Origin of the sequence: Pontibacter lucknowensis, from assembly GCF_900156415.1 — a bacterium.
GTDB classification, from domain to species: domain Bacteria; phylum Bacteroidota; class Bacteroidia; order Cytophagales; family Hymenobacteraceae; genus Pontibacter; species Pontibacter lucknowensis.
Genome location: NZ_FTNM01000001.1, coordinates 1,051,799 through 1,069,844 on the forward strand (window position 1 = coordinate 1,051,799; position 18,046 = coordinate 1,069,844).

Annotated in this window: 20 protein-coding genes; 5 read left to right on the forward strand and 15 right to left on the reverse strand. The window is 50.2% G+C overall.

Going from position 1 to position 18,046, the window contains the following annotated elements; all coding sequences use genetic code 11:
* Nucleotides 1–23 precede the first annotated feature (23 nt).
* The 9 genes from BW972_RS04740 to BW972_RS04775 form a co-directional block, all read right to left on the reverse strand.
* On the reverse strand, nucleotides 24–2,129 hold the full coding sequence (locus BW972_RS04740; RefSeq protein WP_076421301.1) for a peptidylprolyl isomerase: 2,106 nt from the start codon (nucleotides 2,127–2,129) through the stop codon (nucleotides 24–26).
* 74 nt (nucleotides 2,130–2,203) lie between these two features.
* On the reverse strand, nucleotides 2,204–3,502 hold the full coding sequence (locus BW972_RS04745) for a hemolysin family protein (protein WP_076421302.1): 1,299 nt from the start codon (nucleotides 3,500–3,502) through the stop codon (nucleotides 2,204–2,206).
* A 13-nt stretch (nucleotides 3,503–3,515) separates the two neighbouring features.
* Nucleotides 3,516–3,689, reverse strand: a complete 174-nt coding sequence (locus BW972_RS19840; RefSeq protein WP_155800937.1) for a hypothetical protein — start codon at nucleotides 3,687–3,689, stop codon at nucleotides 3,516–3,518.
* Nucleotides 3,689–4,225 carry an LPS export ABC transporter periplasmic protein LptC gene (gene lptC / locus BW972_RS04750; protein WP_071530886.1) on the reverse strand — a complete coding sequence of 179 codons (537 nt, stop codon included), beginning with the start codon at nucleotides 4,223–4,225 and terminating at the stop codon, nucleotides 3,689–3,691. The genes BW972_RS19840 and lptC overlap by 1 nt, the downstream gene beginning before the upstream one ends.
* 94 nt (nucleotides 4,226–4,319) lie before the next feature.
* A complete protein-coding gene (locus BW972_RS04755) occupies nucleotides 4,320–5,615 on the reverse strand; it encodes a BamG family beta-barrel-assembly machinery protein (RefSeq protein ID WP_007658334.1) in 1,296 nt (431 codons plus the stop codon).
* Nucleotides 5,608–6,330, reverse strand: coding sequence for a type III pantothenate kinase (locus BW972_RS04760; RefSeq protein ID WP_076421303.1), 723 nt, complete (start codon nucleotides 6,328–6,330; stop codon nucleotides 5,608–5,610). Before BW972_RS04760 ends, BW972_RS04755 begins: the two co-directional genes overlap by 8 nt.
* 3 nt (nucleotides 6,331–6,333) lie before the next feature.
* Nucleotides 6,334–8,016 (reverse strand): pseudouridine synthase, encoded by a 1,683-nt coding sequence (locus BW972_RS04765; protein ID WP_076421304.1) that lies wholly within the window; start codon nucleotides 8,014–8,016, stop codon nucleotides 6,334–6,336.
* 90 nt (nucleotides 8,017–8,106) lie between these two features.
* Nucleotides 8,107–8,667 (reverse strand): SMC-Scp complex subunit ScpB, encoded by a 561-nt coding sequence (scpB, locus tag BW972_RS04770; RefSeq protein WP_007658331.1) that lies wholly within the window; start codon nucleotides 8,665–8,667, stop codon nucleotides 8,107–8,109.
* Nucleotides 8,668–8,679: 12 nt separating this feature from the next.
* The gene (locus BW972_RS04775) at nucleotides 8,680–9,069 is read right to left on the reverse strand and encodes a TraR/DksA family transcriptional regulator (RefSeq protein WP_007658330.1); all 390 of its coding nucleotides are present in this window, start codon (nucleotides 9,067–9,069) and stop codon (nucleotides 8,680–8,682) included.
* A gap of 347 nt (nucleotides 9,070–9,416) precedes the next feature.
* Between BW972_RS04775 and BW972_RS04780 the strand changes: the two genes are divergently transcribed.
* Nucleotides 9,417–10,013, forward strand: a complete 597-nt coding sequence (locus tag BW972_RS04780; protein WP_007658329.1) for a DUF3575 domain-containing protein — start codon at nucleotides 9,417–9,419, stop codon at nucleotides 10,011–10,013.
* Between the two features lie 92 nt (nucleotides 10,014–10,105).
* On the opposite strand, the gene ribH is transcribed toward BW972_RS04780, so the two are convergent.
* The 3 genes from ribH to pdhA form a co-directional block, all read right to left on the reverse strand.
* Nucleotides 10,106–10,582, reverse strand: a complete 477-nt coding sequence (gene ribH, locus BW972_RS04785; protein WP_007658328.1) for a 6,7-dimethyl-8-ribityllumazine synthase — start codon at nucleotides 10,580–10,582, stop codon at nucleotides 10,106–10,108.
* Between the two features lie 190 nt (nucleotides 10,583–10,772).
* Nucleotides 10,773–11,492 (reverse strand): tetratricopeptide repeat protein, encoded by a 720-nt coding sequence (locus tag BW972_RS04790; protein ID WP_007658326.1) that lies wholly within the window; start codon nucleotides 11,490–11,492, stop codon nucleotides 10,773–10,775.
* Nucleotides 11,493–11,610: 118 nt separating this feature from the next.
* Nucleotides 11,611–12,657: a pyruvate dehydrogenase (acetyl-transferring) E1 component subunit alpha gene (gene pdhA, locus BW972_RS04795; RefSeq protein WP_007658325.1), complete on the reverse strand. Its 1,047-nt coding sequence runs from the start codon at nucleotides 12,655–12,657 to the stop codon at nucleotides 11,611–11,613.
* Nucleotides 12,658–12,789: 132 nt separating this feature from the next.
* Between pdhA and recF the strand changes: the two genes are divergently transcribed.
* From recF to BW972_RS04815, 4 genes are all read left to right on the forward strand, one after another.
* Entirely contained in the window at nucleotides 12,790–13,896 is a 1,107-nt protein-coding gene (gene recF / locus BW972_RS04800) for a DNA replication/repair protein RecF (RefSeq protein WP_076421305.1), read from the forward strand.
* Between the two features lie 56 nt (nucleotides 13,897–13,952).
* A complete protein-coding gene (locus BW972_RS04805; protein ID WP_007658324.1) occupies nucleotides 13,953–14,276 on the forward strand; it encodes a DciA family protein in 324 nt (107 codons plus the stop codon).
* 96 nt (nucleotides 14,277–14,372) lie between these two features.
* Nucleotides 14,373–14,933 (forward strand): acyl-CoA thioesterase, encoded by a 561-nt coding sequence (locus BW972_RS04810; RefSeq protein ID WP_076421306.1) that lies wholly within the window; start codon nucleotides 14,373–14,375, stop codon nucleotides 14,931–14,933.
* Nucleotides 14,934–15,080: 147 nt separating this feature from the next.
* Complete coding sequence (locus BW972_RS04815) at nucleotides 15,081–16,460, forward strand: M28 family metallopeptidase (RefSeq protein ID WP_076421307.1); 1,380 nt, start codon at nucleotides 15,081–15,083, stop codon at nucleotides 16,458–16,460.
* A gap of 72 nt (nucleotides 16,461–16,532) precedes the next feature.
* On the opposite strand, the gene BW972_RS04820 is transcribed toward BW972_RS04815, so the two are convergent.
* From BW972_RS04820 to BW972_RS04830, 3 genes are all read right to left on the reverse strand, one after another.
* Nucleotides 16,533–17,264, reverse strand: a complete 732-nt coding sequence (locus tag BW972_RS04820) for a head GIN domain-containing protein (RefSeq protein ID WP_076421308.1) — start codon at nucleotides 17,262–17,264, stop codon at nucleotides 16,533–16,535.
* Nucleotides 17,265–17,444: 180 nt separating this feature from the next.
* On the reverse strand, nucleotides 17,445–17,816 hold the full coding sequence (locus BW972_RS04825) for a hypothetical protein (protein WP_076421309.1): 372 nt from the start codon (nucleotides 17,814–17,816) through the stop codon (nucleotides 17,445–17,447).
* Between the two features lie 6 nt (nucleotides 17,817–17,822).
* Nucleotides 17,823–18,032, reverse strand: a complete 210-nt coding sequence (locus BW972_RS04830; protein ID WP_007658319.1) for a hypothetical protein — start codon at nucleotides 18,030–18,032, stop codon at nucleotides 17,823–17,825.
* Between the last annotated feature and the right edge of the window lie 14 nt (nucleotides 18,033–18,046).

The window sequence follows — 18,046 nt, forward strand, 5'->3', positions numbered from 1 at the left end:
TTCTTATACCTATCGTGCAGGTCTTAGAAGAATCTTACACGGTTATCTTTGATGTCAGCTTTCTCTTTGATCGCTTCAAACGCGTTGGTTTCTACACGCGATGTGCGGGTATTTACCAGCTGCGTCTTCACGCCGGAAAGATCCTGTGCATCCGGAGCATTAGTCACATTGATCAACTCAACTACTACTACACCACCTTGTCCTTCGATAGGAGCAGTACGGCTGCCTGGCTTCAAGCCAAACGCTCTACCGATTGCTACTGGCTCCAGGCCAAGGCCAGGTATAGCGCCAGAAGCAAGCGATACTTCTTCAGCCTCTCTGATGATCGCATCCGGACCGTAGTTAGCAGCAATCTGGTCAAGTGAACCCGACGCGCCTTTCAGCTTCGCCATGATCTGCTGTGCTTTTACCTCGTTACGAACGGCGGCAGTCAGCTCCTCTTTCACATCCTCAATCTTAGCATAGCCTTTTTCGCGCTTGCCAGTCAAAGTAGCGATTACGTACTGGTCGTTGATCTCGAACACAGGCGATACATCACCTACTGAAGTGTCTTTTGAGTAAGCCCAGCGCACCAATTCTCTGGCGTTGCTCAGGTTACCTACCAGCACGTTGTTTTTGCCTACGTTAGCAGCTTCTTCTACAGAAAGGGCTTCGTTTTTCTTCACGTTCTCTCTGAACTCCTGCGTTGAGCCGCTTGTGCCAGCCAGTTCGTCAGCCATGGCATAAGCCTGGTCACGGGTAGCGTCGCTGGCGTCAAGTGAGCGCTGTACGGCAGCCACTTTGTAAGTACGCTTCGACTTAGGAGCCGTTATTTTAATGATGTGGTAGCCATACTCTGTCTCAACAGGAGCTGGCAGCAAGCCTTCGGTAGTAGCACCAAACACCGCCTTCTCAAAAGCTGGTACCATGCGGCCTTCAGTGAAGTAACCCAGGTCACCACCAACTGCAGCTGTACCGTCAGATCCGTGCTGTGCAGCCATAGCCGCAAAGTCAGCACCGTTTTTGATCTGTGTCTGGATGTCTTTTGCCTTGGCAAGAGCAGCCTGCTTGGCCTCAGGAGAATCGTTCTCTGGCTTGATCAGGATGTGGCTGGCACGGGCAGTGTTCACGCTACCATCTCTGATGTCCATAATCTTGTACAGCGCATAGGTATCGCCATCATTGTAAGGGCCGTATACCTTGCCTTCTTCCAGCGGCGCGATTTCGTGCAGTTGCTCAGGCAGCTCTGCTGTGTGCAGGTAAGTGCCGTCGTATGGCAGATCTGAGTGCGTATTTACGAAAGCAGAGTCGTTGGTCGAAGCGGCGAACTGCTCCGTCAGGTCTTTCAGCTCCTCCTGGAAGTAGTTCATGTCTTCGGTAGAAGCGGCAACCGGAATGGTCACAAACTCCAGCGTACGGCCATCTTCTACTTTATAAAGCTCTTTGTTGCGCTCGTAGTAGTCTTTCAGCTGCGCGTCTGTTACCTGCACAGCAGAGTCAGCGATCGAGAAGTAAGGAACATACAACACTTTCATATTGGCGATCGTGTTCTGTGCCTCGAAGTGCTTCTTCGCTTCAGCTGATGTTACGTATACTGACTTGGTCAGCAGGTTGCTGTACTTCGTCTGGATGCGGTCGTTGAGAATGCTCTGCTCAAAGTTAACCCACATCGGACGACCACCGGTCTGGTCCAGGTTCTGCAGGTACTGAACAACCTGAGCACGGTCAAACTCACCTGTCTGTGGGTTAGTGAATGCCTGGCGAACCGATGGGTGGATGTTGTTACCCTGTACCATATCGGCCAGTTCTTCTTCCGACACCTGAATGCCCAGGCGATCGTACTCTTTCTGCAAGGCAATCTGGAAGATTAGCTGGTTCCAGGCTTGCTCACGCATCATGGCCATTTCGCTCTCGGTGGCAGCACGCTGTACCTGTCCTTCGTATTGGGCCTTGATCTGCTGGAACACCATATCGAAGCGCTGGTAGTCGATTTTCTCACCTGCTATTTCGCCTACGGTAGTCGTATCATTACCTAAAAGTCTGGAGTTTGGCCCTAATAGGTCGCCGCCTACTACAAATACGCCAAGTCCAATGGCGATAGCGCCAACAGCCCAACCCGACTTTTCTCTAATCTTGTTAATTAATGCCATGTGTTATACGAATGATAAAGGATGTGCAAAATAAGGTTAATCGTGCAAAAATTCAAAATTTTGTGTGCAACTGTTTAAAATACGCCATCTGCCTGTAAGTCTGGATCTTTGAAGAGCTTCACTGCATTGATGCGGTTATCATCCATCGACAGGATAGTGATCGTGAAGGGCCGCAGCTCCACCACATCGCCCGGCTTCGGTATTTCGCCCAGTACCGAAAAAATAAGTCCGCCCAGGGTTTCGTAATCCCCTTCAGGCAGATTGAGCTCGTATTTATCGTTGAGGTAATCGATCTCGTGACGGGCACTTAGCAGGTACAGGTGCTTCGCCGGGAAAACCTGCTCAAGCAGGGCTTCGTAGTCGTACTCGTCCTGTATCTCGCCTACTATCTCCTCGATCACGTCTTCCACGGTTACGATGCCTGACGTGCCGCCAAACTCGTCCACTACCACGGCCACGGTACGATGCTCTGTACCAAAGCGCAGAAACAACTCGCTGGCCAGCATACTCTCCGGCACCAGGCTCACCGGCGACAGGATCTCACGGATCTGGCGTGGCTGCTGGAACATGGCCAGTTGGTGGCAGTATCCGATGATATTGTCAATAGAGTCCTCGTACACCAGTATCTTGGAATGTCCCGTTTTGATGAAGGTATCGCGCAGCAACTCCACTGGTTCGTTTACCTCGACCGCTTCCACCTCCGTGCGGGGCACCATACATTCCTTCACACGCACTTTCTTAAACTCGAGCGCATTATGAAATATCTCCTGGTTTACCTCCGGAGCGCCTTCCTCTACCGGATTGTACAGCCTGTTCTTGATGTAGGCGTTCAGGTCCGTTACCCCAAACACCGGGTGCTCATCTGAAAACTCTATCTTGAGTATCCGCTCGGCAATCCATTTGCTTAACCCTACCAGTACAATCACAACAGGGTATAGCAGATAGTGCAGCACCAGCATAGGTATAGCCAGCACATCCAGCATACGGTTTGGGTTAATGGCAAAGAGGCTGCGCGGCAGAAATTCCGCTGTAAGCAACACGATAACCGAAGCTACCAGTACTTGTAGCAGCAGTATAAGGGGTGCCAGTTGCATTGCAGTTGGCAGAAAGGCCTGAAACAAGGTATAGAGTATACCCGCTATCACAAAGCCATAAAGCACCAGTGAGATTACATAGCCGATCAGTGTAGTACCCATTAGCCTGGCAGGATGCCGGAGCAGGTGCGTCAGGATACGGCCGGAGAGCACGTTGTTTTTCTCGTCAAGCTCTATCTGCAGTTTATTGGCAGCCGTAAAAGCGATCTCTATACCTGAGAAAAAAGCACAGGCCAGCAGCGCAATAAACAACAACAGTATCTGGTCGGGGTCTATCATAAGATGCTACAGACTATTCGGTCTGTTTCTTCTTGCGGTAATGGTACACGATGTACAGCATAAAGCCGATCATGTAAATCCAGTAATTGCCTGCTATATCAGACTCTTGTATACTTCTGTGCACGCCAATCACCATGGCCACAAAAGCTAACGATAGTAAAATAGTATTAACCAGTTTTTGGTTCATTATTCCTTCAGGCTAAATACGCCCGTCACTTTTTTGATTCTATAATTTGTAAAGTCCTGGTTTGCCTCCAGGCCGTGACCCATCAGAATTTCCTCAGGCGTCGTGATCTTAACAAACTTGTCTGTATAGATCTGGGCTTTGGCTTTGTTCCAGTAAAGCTCCTCTGTCTCGAGTTTTTCCTGCTTCTGCAGGTTATGTACAATCACATTGCCCCGCACCAGGTATAAGTCTTTGTTTCGCTCCTGCTTGCCGTAGTTGGCCCGCAGCGTAGAGGTCACGCTTTCTCCCTTTTCCAGAAACTCGACATCAATTCCGTCCGGAAAAATCACATCGCCGTTTTCGTAGTCTGCCTGCATGGGTGCCTGCAGCCTGATGAGCACCTTGGCTGAGTCGCTGTAGAGCGTCAGCACATTGGCTGTCTCCCTAAACGGGCCATCATATTTCTTTTCCTGGTCCGGGTCTCTCAGGTCTGTACCGCAAGCAGCTGTCAACATGACTAGCAAAGCGACCAGCACTGAAAAAATAGATCTCGGCATGCTTTTTTACTTATCTAAAGTGAAGATACTAAAAATTAAAAAAGACCGTCGTCAGAACGGCCTGTTTTAATAATGCTTTTAAGGTCGGAATAGTTTACTCTATCCTGCGTTTTACGAACCAGCGCGTATTAACTGTCACGCCCGCACCGAACTGAAAGTAGTCCTCAGCGATCAGGCCGTTGTCTGTTGTGCCTCTCTTGCCGTAGCCCATCATAATGTTGAACTGGTAAGGCGGTTCGAAATAATTACCTCGCCCGATCGGGAGCGTCAGACCACCTGTAACAGCCATGTCCTTGATGTTTTCTCCGTTAATGACATACGGGCTTTGGCCATAGCGAAGACCGGCACGGTAAGTTACGCGCTTCAGGTAACTGTCAATGGCGGTAGGGTTAGGCGTATACTCTGCACCCAGGCCGATTTTATAGCTGTTGCCCATTCTCTGCTCCCCATCCAGGTTGCGGTAGTCGGACCAGTCCTGCATCATAAACTCCGTACCGATGGTCAGGTTAGATCCATTGTCGTAGCTGATGGAAGCGTTCAGACTAGGTGGAACATTCACGGAGGCTTCTACACTGTCAGGCAGCATAGGACTTCCCTTGAGAGCATCTCCCAGGTCACGGCGCTCGTAAGCAGACATCCGCTTCGCATTCATGTCTACGCCCAGGGTATAAACTGCACCCGCGCTCAGAAAAGCCTTATCGGCGACTTTCTTACGGTAGTTGGCTCCAGCTCTGAAAAGGAAATCAGTATAACGGGTACGCTCTACATAGGCAACCCGCTCCAGCGAGGTGTTGCTAATAGAGGTATCGGCTACGATAGAAGAAGATTCCTGAGAAACAGTACCAAACAGGTAAGAGGCGCTTGCTCCGATTGTCAGTCCATTCGTGATCCGGAAACCATGCCCGAAGTAGATCTCTGAAATTCCGCCTTCGCCGCTGTACTCGTTTATCACAACTGCTTCCTGCCGGTTAGGCAGCGAGCCCATGTTTCTGATGTTATAGTCAACTGAGCTGTAGGGTCTCAGGCTAACGGCTGAGCTCCAGCGCTTGGTAATAGGCACACCCAGTGTCAGGTAAGATAAGTTGCCATCGCCATCCCGCTGTGACTGGGTCGCGTTTCTGAGGGTTTTATACCTGCCGGTTACACCGACATCGAATACGGTAATGCTGTTGTAGTATAGCAGTGCCGGGTTGGCGGTGTTGGAATGGAAGCTGTTGCCTGTGCTTACGCCCACATCGCCCATGCCTGCCGTTCTTAAGTTACCTAAGTTTGTGTTGAGTTCTCCCAGTCCGTAACGGGAATAAGGCGAGTTACCGATGCTTTGCGCCTGCACGCCCTGCGCCAGGCACAGCACGGATGCGCAAATAAGTAAACGGAGCGTTTTATACATTATGTCTTAATATTCTTTGAAGCCCAATCAGGACCAGTTCAGGAATTACAAAGATGGGGTGTTTTATGGTACTTTCAAAAAATCCTGCGTCTCCTCCACAAAGTATAACCACCAGTTTATCTGATTTTTGGCGATATGCGCTGATTATACCCTCTACTTCCGCCACCGTTCCGCCCAACACACCGCTCTCCAGTGACTCCTGCGTGGTCTGTCCGATCAAAGGAAAATTTTCATGGATTCCTTGTACTAACGGAAGGCGGCCTGTAAAATTATGCAGTGCCTTGAATTTCATTTGAATGCCGGGCGCTATACCTCCGCCCTGGTAATGGCCGCGCTCATCGATGAAGTCGTACGTGATCGCCGTACCCGCATCAATAGTCAGGCAATTGCGGCCCGGGAAGAAATAATTTGCCGCCACAGCCGCTGCAATACGGTCTGCCCCAAGTGTACCTGGAGTTTTGTAATCATTAGAAACAGGCAGGGCTGTCTGCGCCGAAAGCAATACGATGCTTCCGGACACTGACAGCCCTGTCTTTATTTGCTCTACTGCGCCGCCACTCACCGAGGCAATAATGGCATGGTCAAAGGCCTGGGATACTACTTCTTGTGGCAGCCCTTCCTGCTCTTTGAAATACCCTTGTGAGACAAGGGCATCATCTTCAAAAATGCCGTATTTGCCTCCCGTATTACCGATATCAATGGCGATGCTGCGCATATATTACATGAAGTACTTCAGACGAATCACTTCTTTTTCGGTGAGGTAACGCCACTCGCTGCGTGGCAGGTCCTTTTTGGTCAAGCCGGCATACTGCACGCGGTCCAGTGTTACCACTTCGTAGCCCAGGTGCTCAAATATGCGGCGCACGATGCGGTTACGGCCGATGTGGATTTCCAGCCCCAGGAACTTCTTGGAGTCTCCCAGCATGGCCACATCGTCTACCATCGCTTTGCCGTCTTCCAGCTCCACACCTTCCACTACTTTCTGGAAGTCGTCTTTGGTGATCGGCTTATCCAACTCTACCTGGTATATCTTCTTGATCTCGTTAGAAGGGTGCGTCAGCTTCTGGGCCAACTCTCCGTCGTTGGTGAACAGCAACAGACCGGTTGTGTTACGGTCCAGGCGACCTACCGGGAAGATACGCTCCTTAGATGCTTTCTCCACCAGGCTCATCACGGTCTTGCGACCTTCAGGGTCTTCAGTCGTCGTGATAAAGTCTTTCGGCTTGTTGAGCAGCACGTACACCATCTTCTCACGGTTCAGCACTTTCTTGCCGTACATCACGGTATCAGAAGGCTGTACTTTGAAGCCCATTTCCGTCACTACTTCACCATTCACTTTGATTTCACCTGACAGGATCAGTTCATCTGCCTCGCGACGAGAACACACCCCGGCATTGGCGATATAGCGGTTCAAACGGATGCTTCCGTCTTCATCCTCACCTTTGCGGTTGGTTTTCTTGATACGTGGGTTGTCTTTGTAGCGACGCAGGTCGTAGTTTGGCGTCTCCGGGTTGTGCTCTGAATCCGAGTTACGGTCAAAGCTGCGGCCACGGCGCTCTCCGTCCCCTTTACTGAATTTGTCTTTACGGTCGAATGATCTGCGTTCGCCGCCTTCACGTCGATCACCAAAGCTGCGACGCTCACCGCCTTCTCTGCGATCACCCCCTTCGCGGCGGTCACCGAAGCTACGGCGGTCACCACGCTCTTCTCTTTCTCCGCCTTCTTTGCGGTCACCGTATGGCTTGCGCTCGCGATCACCTCCGAATGAACGACGCTCACCGCCTTCTCTACGGTCGTTGCCATAAGAACGGCGTTCGCCTCTTTCCTCGCGGTTCTCACCAAATGAACGGCGTTCGCCTCTCTCCTCTCTGTTGTCGCGGCCAAAGGACTTCCTCTCACCACGCTCCGAATCAAAGCGACGTTCTCCGCCTTCTCCACCTTCACGACGATCGCCGTATGATTTGCGTTCGCCACCCTCGTTGCGGTCACTGTATGGCTTGCGCTCCCGGTCTCCTCCAAAAGAGCGACGTTCGCCACCCTCTCTTCTGTCGCCGTATGGCTTACGCTCGCGGTCACCGCCGAAAGAGCGTCTTTCTCCGCCTTCTCTGCGATCTCCGTATGGCTTGCGGTCACCACCTTCGCGGCGCTCTCTGTCGCCTCCAAAGCTGCGGCGCTCGCCGCCTTCACGGCGGTCACCGTATGGTTTGCGATCTCCGCGGTCTTCTCTTCTATCGTTTCCGTAAGAGCGACGCTCACCGCCATCTCTTCCTTCGCCTTTATCTCTTCTGTTAAAGATTTTCTTTTCGCCGCGATCATTGTACGGCCGGCCTGACTCGTTTCTGTCAGACGATCTTCTGCCTTCTCCGTCGTTGCGGGATGGTCTTTCGTTTTCTGTTGCCATTGTATAATTATTATCGATGCAGTATCGCTACTGTACCTGTGTGTGCAGTATATGTAAGAATAGTATACTCTAATGAATGATGGGGGTTCGCTAATCGGCTATTTCGCCAATCATGTTTTCTTCTGAGGCGAAATCCTTTAGCTGCGGAAGGTCCTTGATGTGGTTAATACCGAAGTAGTCCATGAATTTTTGAGACGTGCCGTATAGTACGGGTCTCCCTATGGTATCGGCTTTACCCTTGATCTCGATAAGCTCTTTCTCTAATAGTTTGTGGATGGCGTAGTCACAGCCCACGCCACGAATCTGCTCTACGGCCGAGCGGGTAATCGGCTGCTTGTAGGCAATAATTGCCAGCGTCTCCAGAGAAGACGCTGACAATTTCTTTTTTGACTTATGTTTCAGGTAGGTGCTCACCGTTTCCTGGTACTCCGGCTTCGTCAGAAACTGGTACCCGCCCCCGATAGCGTATATCTGAAAGGCAAAACCTGCATCGGTCAGCTGCTCATTGATGTTCTCAACGGCTTCCAGCACGTCGCTCACCAGCACCTCCATTTGCAGCGACTCCGTAAGGCAGCGCTGTATCTCTTCGATGCTTATTGGCGATTGGGCACAGAAAACCAGTGCCTGAATGTGGTTTTGCAGTATATTCAAGGTATAAGTGTACTAGTCGTTACGCTGAAGCTTGGCTTCGATGGTATGCTGTGTATGTGGCACGGCGCGAAGTCTCTCTTTCGGGATCAGCTTGCCTGTCACGATGCAAACACCGTATGTGCCGTTTTTGATGCGGATAAGCGCATTCTCCAACTGCTGGATGAACTTCATCTGACGTGAGGCCAGCTGGTTCAGGCTTTCCTTCTCCGCTGTGTCTGCACCATCTTCCAATACTTTGGTTGGAGATGCCGTGTTATCGGTGCCGGAGTCGTTACGACGGCTCAGGGTCTCTTTGATAAACGTTACTTCCTTACGCGCATTGGTTAGCTTCTCAAGAATGATTGCTTCAAACTCTGCCAATTCCTCACGGGAATACCGCTGTTTCTCTTCGTTTGTATTCATTATACTATCTTAGAACTAGGTTGTAGTTTCTTGTCTGGTAAGCTAAAAAACCTCTTCCTGTTAAGAGCAACGCTCTCGTGCTTATCAACAGCAACAAGGATGATTAAGTTTAAAGCTTAAATTTTAAGCCCAAAAACCGAACCACTCTGATGTTCAGGTTATTATTTAAGCTAAATTTCGTGCAAAAATAGAAGTTATATCTATAATTTGCTACCTGCCTTCTTTATTTTAATTATAATTTTGTCTTTCCGCTCTTTTATTTGATTTACTCCAATACTGGAATGGAACTTGCAGGCAGCCTGAAATACACCCAGGCTAATTAAGTTTTGGATTACTCACTTTAATATATGAAAAACAAAATAATACTCGCCTTTGCCGCTGCGGCTCTTTTTTTTATACCTACGCAACAAGCTTATGCTCAAGCACAACAGCCAAAGAGGGCAGTTATTAAGGTAAATCCACTGAGCGCCTTTGCGCTGACAGGTTCTGGGTTCCTGGAGTATGCCATCACGGACAACCTGAGTGCACAGCTTGGAGCCTCTGTTACAGGTGTCTCTATTTCAAATATCAAGTTCAAAGGTTACGGTTTTACACCCGAAGTGCGCTATTATTTCTCTGAAAACAAAGTGGCACCTATGGGCCCTTATGTGGCGGGCTATGGTCGTATCAGGAGTTTTAAGCTGACAGTAGAGAAGCAGGATGAAGAAGGCCGTGACTACAGCGCTACTTACAACCCGGTAGGTGCCGGCGTGGCTATCGGTAATCAATGGGTGTTTAACAGCGGCTTTACGTTTGATGTGTTTTTGGGCGCCGGCTACAACGGGGGCAACCTGAAGGTGAATGTTGGCACCGAAGAGGACTTCGACACAGGTATCATCGGCGATATGATTTTGGGAGGAGGTTTCAGCGTTCGGCCAGGTATAACCTTAGGGTATAATTTCTAGGCCTGCCTATACCTATACCCACTCAATCAAATAAAAAACGGGTCCCTGCTCAGCTGAGCAGGGACCCGTTTTTTATAACTATACCCGAGCCATTAGAAGCTCAGCATTTGAATAACTGCTGCTGCTGCCTCTATACCTTTGTTACCATGCTTGCCGCCGGCTCTGTCCAGCGCTTGCTCCAGGTTATTGGTTGTAACCAGACCAAACGAAACCGGCTTGTTAAACTTAAGCGAAACATTGGTCAGGCCATTGGCCACGGCATGATTAATATAGTCATCGTGCTTCGTGTCGCCTTTGATAACCACACCGATACAGATCACAGCATCGATCTCCTCCTGCAAGGCCAGGAACTGCGCACCTAAAGTTAGCTCGAAACTGCCAGGCACTGTATTCCGGAAAATGTTCTCCTTCTTAGCACCATGCTGCAGCAGAGTTTCGATAGCACCAGCACACAATACATCCGTGATCTCGCTGTGCCAGTCAGCCACTACAATGCCGAACTTCTTATCAGATATGTCGCCGAAGCCCTCTTTCTTGTAATCGTTCAGGTTTTTGAGAGAAGTAGCCATATGATTATTTTTGATGGTTAAATGGTTGATTGTTGAGCCTGCAGACACAAGTTATTAGGTATAAATTAGGTATAGCACCGTTTCATACACCTTTATAGCGCTCTGCACTAGCCCATGAACTTAAAAAAAGAAGCGCTTCTGCCGGAGAGACAAAAGCGCTTTTTATAACTAGGCATTAGCCTGTCAGATCTTAGTTGGCAGCTGCGCCAGACATTGCCTCAGCGCGTGCTTTAAACTTCTTGGCATCTGTTACTTCAGCTGATGTTACAAAATCCTTGATGATCTTGTCATACGTGTTAGCAGCGGCCTGGAAGTCGTTGGCAGCTTCGTAAGCTACGGCAGCCTTCATCAGGTACTGTGGCGAGAAGTACGGGTTGCTGTTGTGGTTAGCGGCTTTGTTATACAGGTCAGCCGCTTCCTTATACTTGCCTTGCTCAGAAAGTGCATCGCCTGTCAGGCTGTAAGCGCGCGCCTGCATCAGGTAGTCATCAGACTTGAAGTCCTCCAGGTGAGACTGCGCCTCAGCGAAGTTACCCTGCTTCAGCAAAGCAACACCAGCATAGAATTTAGCCAGATTACCTGCTTCAGTTCCACTGTACTCGTCTACAATACTCAACAAACCATCGTACTGACCATCGCCGTTCAGTGCTTTGTTCAAAGAGTCTGCTTCGAAATAATACACTGCCTGGAACATAGCTTCGTGCGCTTCCTGGTTCTGGGTAGTGCGGTGGTTGTAATACAGGAAACCTGCAACAATGATAGCGGCAATGGCGGCAAACACACCGAGCAGCTTGGTTTTGTTTTTCTTCACGAAATCCTCAGATCCTGTTGTCAGGCGCTCTGCCAACGCATCCGGATTTTCTACCAGCTCCTCAAACTCGCTGTGCTTCTGTACTGTCTCTTTTGCCATTAGTTTATTGAAATAAGAACTCAAAAATAGAAATTAAAAGCGATTCGTTCCAAATCTCATATAAGATCAGAACATCAAATTTATGTTTTTTAATTCCTAATCCTTAAATATTTAGAATTTAGTCCATTATATATGGATAGTCCGGCTCCACATAAATGTCGGTGTATAGCTCAGATGGATCCGGATATGGAGACTCCTCGGCAAACTTCACCGCCTCGGCCACGATCTGCTTCTGCTTCTCGTCGATCTCGTCCAGCTCCTCTTCTGTCGCCCAGCCGTTCTTCAGGATAGTCGCTTTCACAGATTCGATAGAGTCACGGCCTTTGTAGTCCTCCAGTTCTTCTTTGGTTCTGTACTTGGCAGGATCCGACATAGAGTGACCTTTGTAGCGGTAAGTCTTGAACTCGAGCAAAGTAGGTCCTTCACCGGCACGGGCACGCTCAGCAGCTTTCGCTACAGCATTGTGCACGTTCTCCACGCTCATGGCCTCTACTGGCTCCGATGGCATTTCGTAAGCGTGACCCAGTTTGTACAGGTCGTTTACGTTAGAGGTACGCGTTACTGAAGTACCCATCGCGTAGCCGTTGTTCTCAATCACAAAGATCACAGGTAGCTTCCAGGTCATGGCCATGTTCAGGGCCTCGTGGAACGCACCCTGGCGCACCGCACCGTCACCCATGTAGCAAATGCACAGCTTGCCGGTCTTGTTATACTTCTCAGCGAAGGCAAGTCCTGCGCCCAGTGGCACCTGGCCGCCTACGATACCGTGACCGCCAACGAAATTTACTTCTTTGTCGAACATGTGCATCGATCCGCCTTTGCCTTTAGAGCAACCGGTAGACTTGGCAAACATTTCAGCCATTACAGCGCCTGGCGATGTGCCGAGGGCCAGTGGGTGTGCGTGGTCACGGTAAGCAGTAATCCACTTATCGCCTTTCTCCAGGGCTGTTACGGCACCTGCCACACAGGCTTCCTGGCCGATGTAAAGGTGGCAAAAGCCTTTGATTTTCTGCTGGCCATAGAGCTGGCCTGTTTTTTCTTCGAAGCGGCGGATGAGTTTCATCGACTCGTACCACCACATGTAAGTCTCTTTTGAAAATGTTGGTTCAGCCTGTACCTTTGCTTTCTGCGACTTCGCTTTTGCCTTTTCTTTCGTATCAGCCATGGGTATTTGTGTATCGTTATTGTTGTCCGTACAGCTTTTTTAGCGAGATTCGGGCCTCAATTGGCGGCAAATCAGGTTACTGTCGGGTTTTAGCATGCGAAATTAAGGAAAAAGTAATCAAAGAAGAAACTAATGCTCCTCGAAAATCTAAGTCTGCTGTTTTTCAAGAACTACGACGAAGCTAACATTAGTTTCTCGCCGCACATCAATTGCTTTATCGGCGACAATGGCAGCGGCAAGACCAACCTGCTCGACGCCATCCATTACCTCTCCATGACGCGCAGTGCTTTCAACAGCTCCGACGCCCTTAATATCAAGCAGGGCGAGGAGTATTTTATGGTGAAGGGCCGCTTTAAGATCGATAAAGAGAAGCACACCGTGACCTGCAGCCTGAAGCAGGGCCAGAAAAAGACGGTGGTACACAACAAGGTGGCCTATGAGAAGATGAGTGACCATATCGGCCGCTTTCCGGTGGTGCTCATCTCGCCCTACGATACGGACCTGATCCGAGAGGGTAGCGAGGAGCGCCGCAAGTACTTCGACAGCCTCATCTCGCAGCTCAACCATAGTTATCTGGAGCAGTTGATCCAGTACAACTACATACTCAAGCAGCGCAACTCTTTGCTCAAGCAGTTTGCCGAGCGCCGTTACTTCGATCGCGACTACCTGCACATCCTCAACGAGCAACTGGTGCCGTTGGGTGAGCAGCTGGCGCAGGAGCGTATGGCTTTCCTGGAGACCTTTGAGCCGGTTTTTCAGAAGCACTACCGCCACATCTCTGACAGCAGCGAAACCGTGACGCTCACTTATAAAAGTCAGCTACCCGGTGCCAACTTCGCGCAACTGCTGGAGCAGGCCGAACAGAAGGACCGCGCCCTGCAGCGCACCACCGTGGGCACGCACAAAGACGACTTCGTGTTCCTGATGGACGGTAACCCGGTGAAAAGCTTCGGCTCACAGGGCCAGCAGAAGAGCTACGTCATCGCCCTCAAGCTAGCGCACTTCGAGGTCATGGACGAACGCCAGCATCACAAGCCCCTCCTTCTCCTCGATGACATCTTCGACCGTCTCGACGAGAAGCGCATCACCAAACTCATGCAAATGGTCGCCGCTCATACCTTCGGCCAGATCTTCCTGACTGATACGCATCTGGAGCGTACTGACAAAATACTCGAGAACCTGTCAGAAAGTATCTGTAGATTTGATGTAAAGGAAGGAACGGTGAAGTTGATTGCTTAATTTTGCATCTGTGATTCACTCATTCACTCTACCAATCATTCAAAAACCAACCACCCGTGCGCTACTACAAGAAGAAAGAGGAGATTGCGAAGCGAAAGGCTGACGTGCAAACCATCGGCGACAGCATCAAAGGGTTGCTGAAGGCTTACCGGCTGCAAGGCAAACTAAATGAAGTGGACCTGGTACAGCGCTGGGAGGAAATCATGGGGAAACCAATCGCACTCAAAACAAAGGAGCTATACTTTAAAGACCAGAAGCTTTTTGTGCGCCTCACCTCTGCCCCACTCAAGCACGAGCTCAATATGTCGAAAAGCAAGGTTGTGGAACTGCTCAATCGCGCCATGGGCGATGAAGTGGTAAAAGAAGTGGTGTTTTTATAAGCCTCTTACCTCCTGGTTATACCTCCCTTGGTGCAGTCTCCACATCCTTTTTAAGGCATAGCCCCGTATACCTGCCAAAACCTATTGCGCATACCTATGGCTATACCTGCATTCCGACCTGTTTCCTACTCCCGCACTACTCTTACTGAGCTCATGATCCCGAGCTATGCCAACTTCGGTGGCAAGATTCATGGTGGCATTCTGCTCTCCCTCATGGACAAAGTGGCCTATGCCTGTTCTGCCAAACATGCCGGCAACTACTGCGTAACCGTAACAGTAGACGGCGTGCATTTTCTGCAGCCCGTAGAGGTAGGTGAACTGGTATCGTTGCTGGCTTCTGTAAACTATGTGGGCAACACCTCGCTGATGGTAGGTATAAAAGTAATCGCTGAAAACGTGAAGACAGGTATAGTCAAGCATACCAACACCTCATACTTCACCATGGTGGCCAAAGGTGACGACGATAAGCCCACCCAAGTACCCGGCCTCACACTGGAAAACCACGAGGATGCCCGCCGGTTTCTGGAGGCCATCAAGCGCCGCGAACTGGCGCAGCGCTACCAGACAGAGTTGGCAGAGGCCAAACATGGAATCGCTGTCGAAGCAGAACTGTACAAGCTGGAGGGAGAACGTTGTCAGCTGGCTTATACACTGTAGACTAGCTGGAGAGACTTTCACTTTTCTGCTATACCTGTGCTCACTTAGGCTTTGGCACGGCTATTCTTTTCATTCTTTCCTGAAGCTGCTTATATTTAGAATCTAAATATAAACGAACAAGCACTTTACCGATCTCACCTTACACAAATGACTTACAAAACGAAGTTCACCCGACTACTGGCGCTTTGCATGCTGGCAGGGCTATACCTTAGCCAAACAGTGGCAGCACAAGCACCCGCTACGCACGACGAAGAAATCCAGAAAATGGTAAACGAAGTTTCGGCAGATAACCTGCGGACACTCGTGGAGAAAATGGTGTCCTTTGAAACACGCCACTCCCTGAGCTCCACCACCGACAAAAAAAGAGGTATAGGCGCAGCCCGCGAATGGGTAAAATCAGAATTCGAGAAATATGCCAAGGCCTCTAACGGCCGCATGACCGTGGACATGGACCGCTATACCGTAAAGGGTGACGGCCGCCGCATTCCGCAGGATGTAGAAATGGCTAACGTAGTTGCTACGCTCAAAGGCACTGACCCTAAAGATGACCGTGTGATCATTGTGGCAGGCCACCTCGACTCCCGCGCGACCGACGTGATGGACGCCAAAAGCAAAGCGCCCGGTGCCAACGATGACGCCTCCGGTGTGGCCATTGTGATGGAGATGGCCCGTGTGATGGCTTCGCGCCAGTTCCCGGCAACACTTGTGTTTGTAGCATTCCAGGGCGAGGAACAAGGCCTGTACGGCTCCCGCCACATGGCGGAGCGTGTAAAGAAAGAGGGTTGGAACCTGGTGGCTGTGCTCAACAACGACATCGTGGGCAACTCATATTCTGCCGAGATGGGCATCCACGACAACACCCGCGTGCGTGTGTTCAGCGAAGCCACTCCTTCCAACGAAACAGAAGAGCAGGCGAGGCTGCGCCGCACACTGGGCTCCGAGAACGACGGCCCGAGCCGCAACCTGGCCCGCTACATGAAAATGACCGGCGAGACGTATGTAGACCAGATCGAGGTAGTGCTCGGCTACCGCCCGGACCGTTTCCTGCGCGGTGGTGACCATACGCCGTTTAACCAGCAGGGCTACGCAGCGGTGCGTATGAGCGAAATGAACGAGGACTTTGACCACCAGCACCAGGATGTGCGCAAAGAAAACGGCAAGCAGTACGGCGACCTGACAGAGTTCATGGACTTTGAGTACCTGCGCAAGAACACGGCCGTGAACCTGGCCACCATGGCGAATCTGGGCCGGGCACCGCATGCTCCTGAGAAAGTGGGCGTGCTCACCGCCAACCTCACCAACAAGACAGACCTGAAATGGGACGCTCCTGCCAAAGGCAAGAAACCAGCTGGATACTATATCCTGATGCGCGAAACCAGCAGCCAGACCTGGGACAAGAAGTTTTTTGTAAAAGACACGAAAGTGACGCTGCCTTATTCGAAAGACAATTACTTCTTTGCCGTACAGGCAGCTGACGAGTTGGGTCACACCAGTCTGCCAGTGCTGCCGGTTCCAGTACGCCAATAGGTATAGAATAACGCAAAAGAAAAGGGCAACCCAGCGGGCTGCCCTTTTCTGCTTTATATGCGATGTATTCTCTTACATTTTAGAAATTTTGGCTGCGGCCGATACATTGGACGACACGCTAGGGTCGCCTTTGTAAGCGACTTTAGTAGCACCTGAAGCATTCACGTTCAGCTTGTTCTGTGCAAACACTTTCACATTGCTGGCACCGCTTGCTTCCACATGCACATTCTTCGCCTCCAGCTCAGATGCGTCTATCTTGGATGCTCCTGACATGTCCATGCGCATTTCATCGGCACGTCCTCTTAGCTCTACTTTACTGGCGCCGCTCATGTTGGCTGTCAGCTTCTTAGTGTTGAGTGCCAGTATTACTTTGGAGCCGCCGCTCAGGTCCATACTAAATGCATCGGATTTAAAAGTAGAGTTACCCATTACTTTCACGCCGCCGCTTATATCAATCATGTTTAACTCTTTGATTGACACATAAGCTTTCAGACCTTTGGTTGTACTGATGTTGTCGGAAGTATAAATGTGGAGCACACCATTTTTTACTTCTGTCCGAATACTGTTAAGCAGGTTTTCCTGCGCCTCGATGCGCACGCCTTCCTTGCTACCCTGTGTCAGCTCCACTGCAAATCCGCCGCTCACGTTGATACCTTTAAACCCTGAGGCCGTTCTGTTCTGCGATACGGGTTCGCCTTCGCCCTTCAGGTTACGGCGGTTTTGCGCCGCTGCTGTCAGGCTTGTCAGCATAAAGGCCATTACAAGAATAGAGGCAAACGTTCTGTAGATGTTGATGGTGTTCATAGTTTTATTTCGTTTGATGATTTCCGGTTAAGAGTTTGTCAGTTCAGCAGCAGGCTATACCTCTCCTGAAGCTCCTCACTGCCTAATAGATGCACAGATTTACAAAAGGTTGCTTGAGTTCCATAAAAAAACCATACTTTTTGATAATGTCCTGCAAAAAAGGCCATGAGCAGGTATAGGCTAGCACCTGTGAGAGGTACGCGATAAAGGTTTGTTAATAGTAAATTGAAAAACCAGCGCACCCAAGGTATAGGCCAGTACATCGACCCAGTCGGCAGTGTGTTTTGAGGAGATGGGCGGGAGCAGAAGCTCAAAGAAGATGCTGAAAGCCACGACCGCCATCACCAACCAGGCAAGTGGCAACACAAACTTGTCATTCTGAAAGTAGCTTCGCTCAGCAGCCAGTATGATGGTGAGCACAATGGGCATGGCAAGCAGATCGTCGAGGTAGCTGAAGAGTAGGGGAAAGTAAAAGCCAGCCAGTTCCAGCACCTGGTTACCGACAAAAAGCAGCACACAAACCAGAAAGACCGGATGCAGAAGCGTGCGCATGACCTGCTAAAAGGCTACCAAACCTACCATCAGCATAATAGAGCCAAGGATGGCCAGGAAAATCTCCGTCGGGGTCATTTTCGGAATTTTCCACTTCTTCTTTTCGCGCCTGGGCAGATACTGTCCGCAGTTGGGGCAGCGGTTTTTATGCGGCACTTCCTGCCCGCAGTGGGGGCAGATGATCATGTTGTCTTCGGGAATGTCTTTGTAAGGCACGACAGTAGCTTTTT

Excerpts from the sequence above, each read along its gene's own strand:
- BW972_RS04825 (WP_076421309.1), bottom strand. The coding sequence starts at position 17,816 with ATGCGCACGCTTCTGCATCCGGTCTTTCTGGTTTGTGTGCTGCTTTTT.
- BW972_RS04780 (WP_007658329.1), top strand. The coding sequence starts at position 9,417 with ATGAAAAACAAAATAATACTCGCCTTTGCCGCTGCGGCTCTTTTTTTT.
- BW972_RS04775 (WP_007658330.1), bottom strand. The coding sequence starts at position 9,069 with ATGAATACAAACGAAGAGAAACAGCGGTATTCCCGTGAGGAATTGGCA.
- recF (WP_076421305.1), top strand. The coding sequence starts at position 12,790 with ATGCTCCTCGAAAATCTAAGTCTGCTGTTTTTCAAGAACTACGACGAA.
- BW972_RS04810 (WP_076421306.1), top strand. The coding sequence starts at position 14,373 with ATGGCTATACCTGCATTCCGACCTGTTTCCTACTCCCGCACTACTCTT.
- BW972_RS04790 (WP_007658326.1), bottom strand. The coding sequence starts at position 11,492 with ATGGCAAAAGAGACAGTACAGAAGCACAGCGAGTTTGAGGAGCTGGTA.
- BW972_RS04760 (WP_076421303.1), bottom strand. The coding sequence starts at position 6,330 with ATGCGCAGCATCGCCATTGATATCGGTAATACGGGAGGCAAATACGGC.
- ribH (WP_007658328.1), bottom strand. The coding sequence starts at position 10,582 with ATGGCTACTTCTCTCAAAAACCTGAACGATTACAAGAAAGAGGGCTTC.
- pdhA (WP_007658325.1), bottom strand. The coding sequence starts at position 12,657 with ATGGCTGATACGAAAGAAAAGGCAAAAGCGAAGTCGCAGAAAGCAAAG.
- lptC (WP_071530886.1), bottom strand. The coding sequence starts at position 4,225 with ATGCCGAGATCTATTTTTTCAGTGCTGGTCGCTTTGCTAGTCATGTTG.
- BW972_RS04765 (WP_076421304.1), bottom strand. The coding sequence starts at position 8,016 with ATGGCAACAGAAAACGAAAGACCATCCCGCAACGACGGAGAAGGCAGA.
- BW972_RS04820 (WP_076421308.1), bottom strand. The coding sequence starts at position 17,264 with ATGAACACCATCAACATCTACAGAACGTTTGCCTCTATTCTTGTAATG.
- BW972_RS04740 (WP_076421301.1), bottom strand. The coding sequence starts at position 2,129 with ATGGCATTAATTAACAAGATTAGAGAAAAGTCGGGTTGGGCTGTTGGC.
- BW972_RS04755 (WP_007658334.1), bottom strand. The coding sequence starts at position 5,615 with ATGTATAAAACGCTCCGTTTACTTATTTGCGCATCCGTGCTGTGCCTG.
- BW972_RS19840 (WP_155800937.1), bottom strand. The coding sequence starts at position 3,689 with ATGAACCAAAAACTGGTTAATACTATTTTACTATCGTTAGCTTTTGTG.
- BW972_RS04815 (WP_076421307.1), top strand. The coding sequence starts at position 15,081 with ATGACTTACAAAACGAAGTTCACCCGACTACTGGCGCTTTGCATGCTG.
- BW972_RS04745 (WP_076421302.1), bottom strand. The coding sequence starts at position 3,502 with ATGATAGACCCCGACCAGATACTGTTGTTGTTTATTGCGCTGCTGGCC.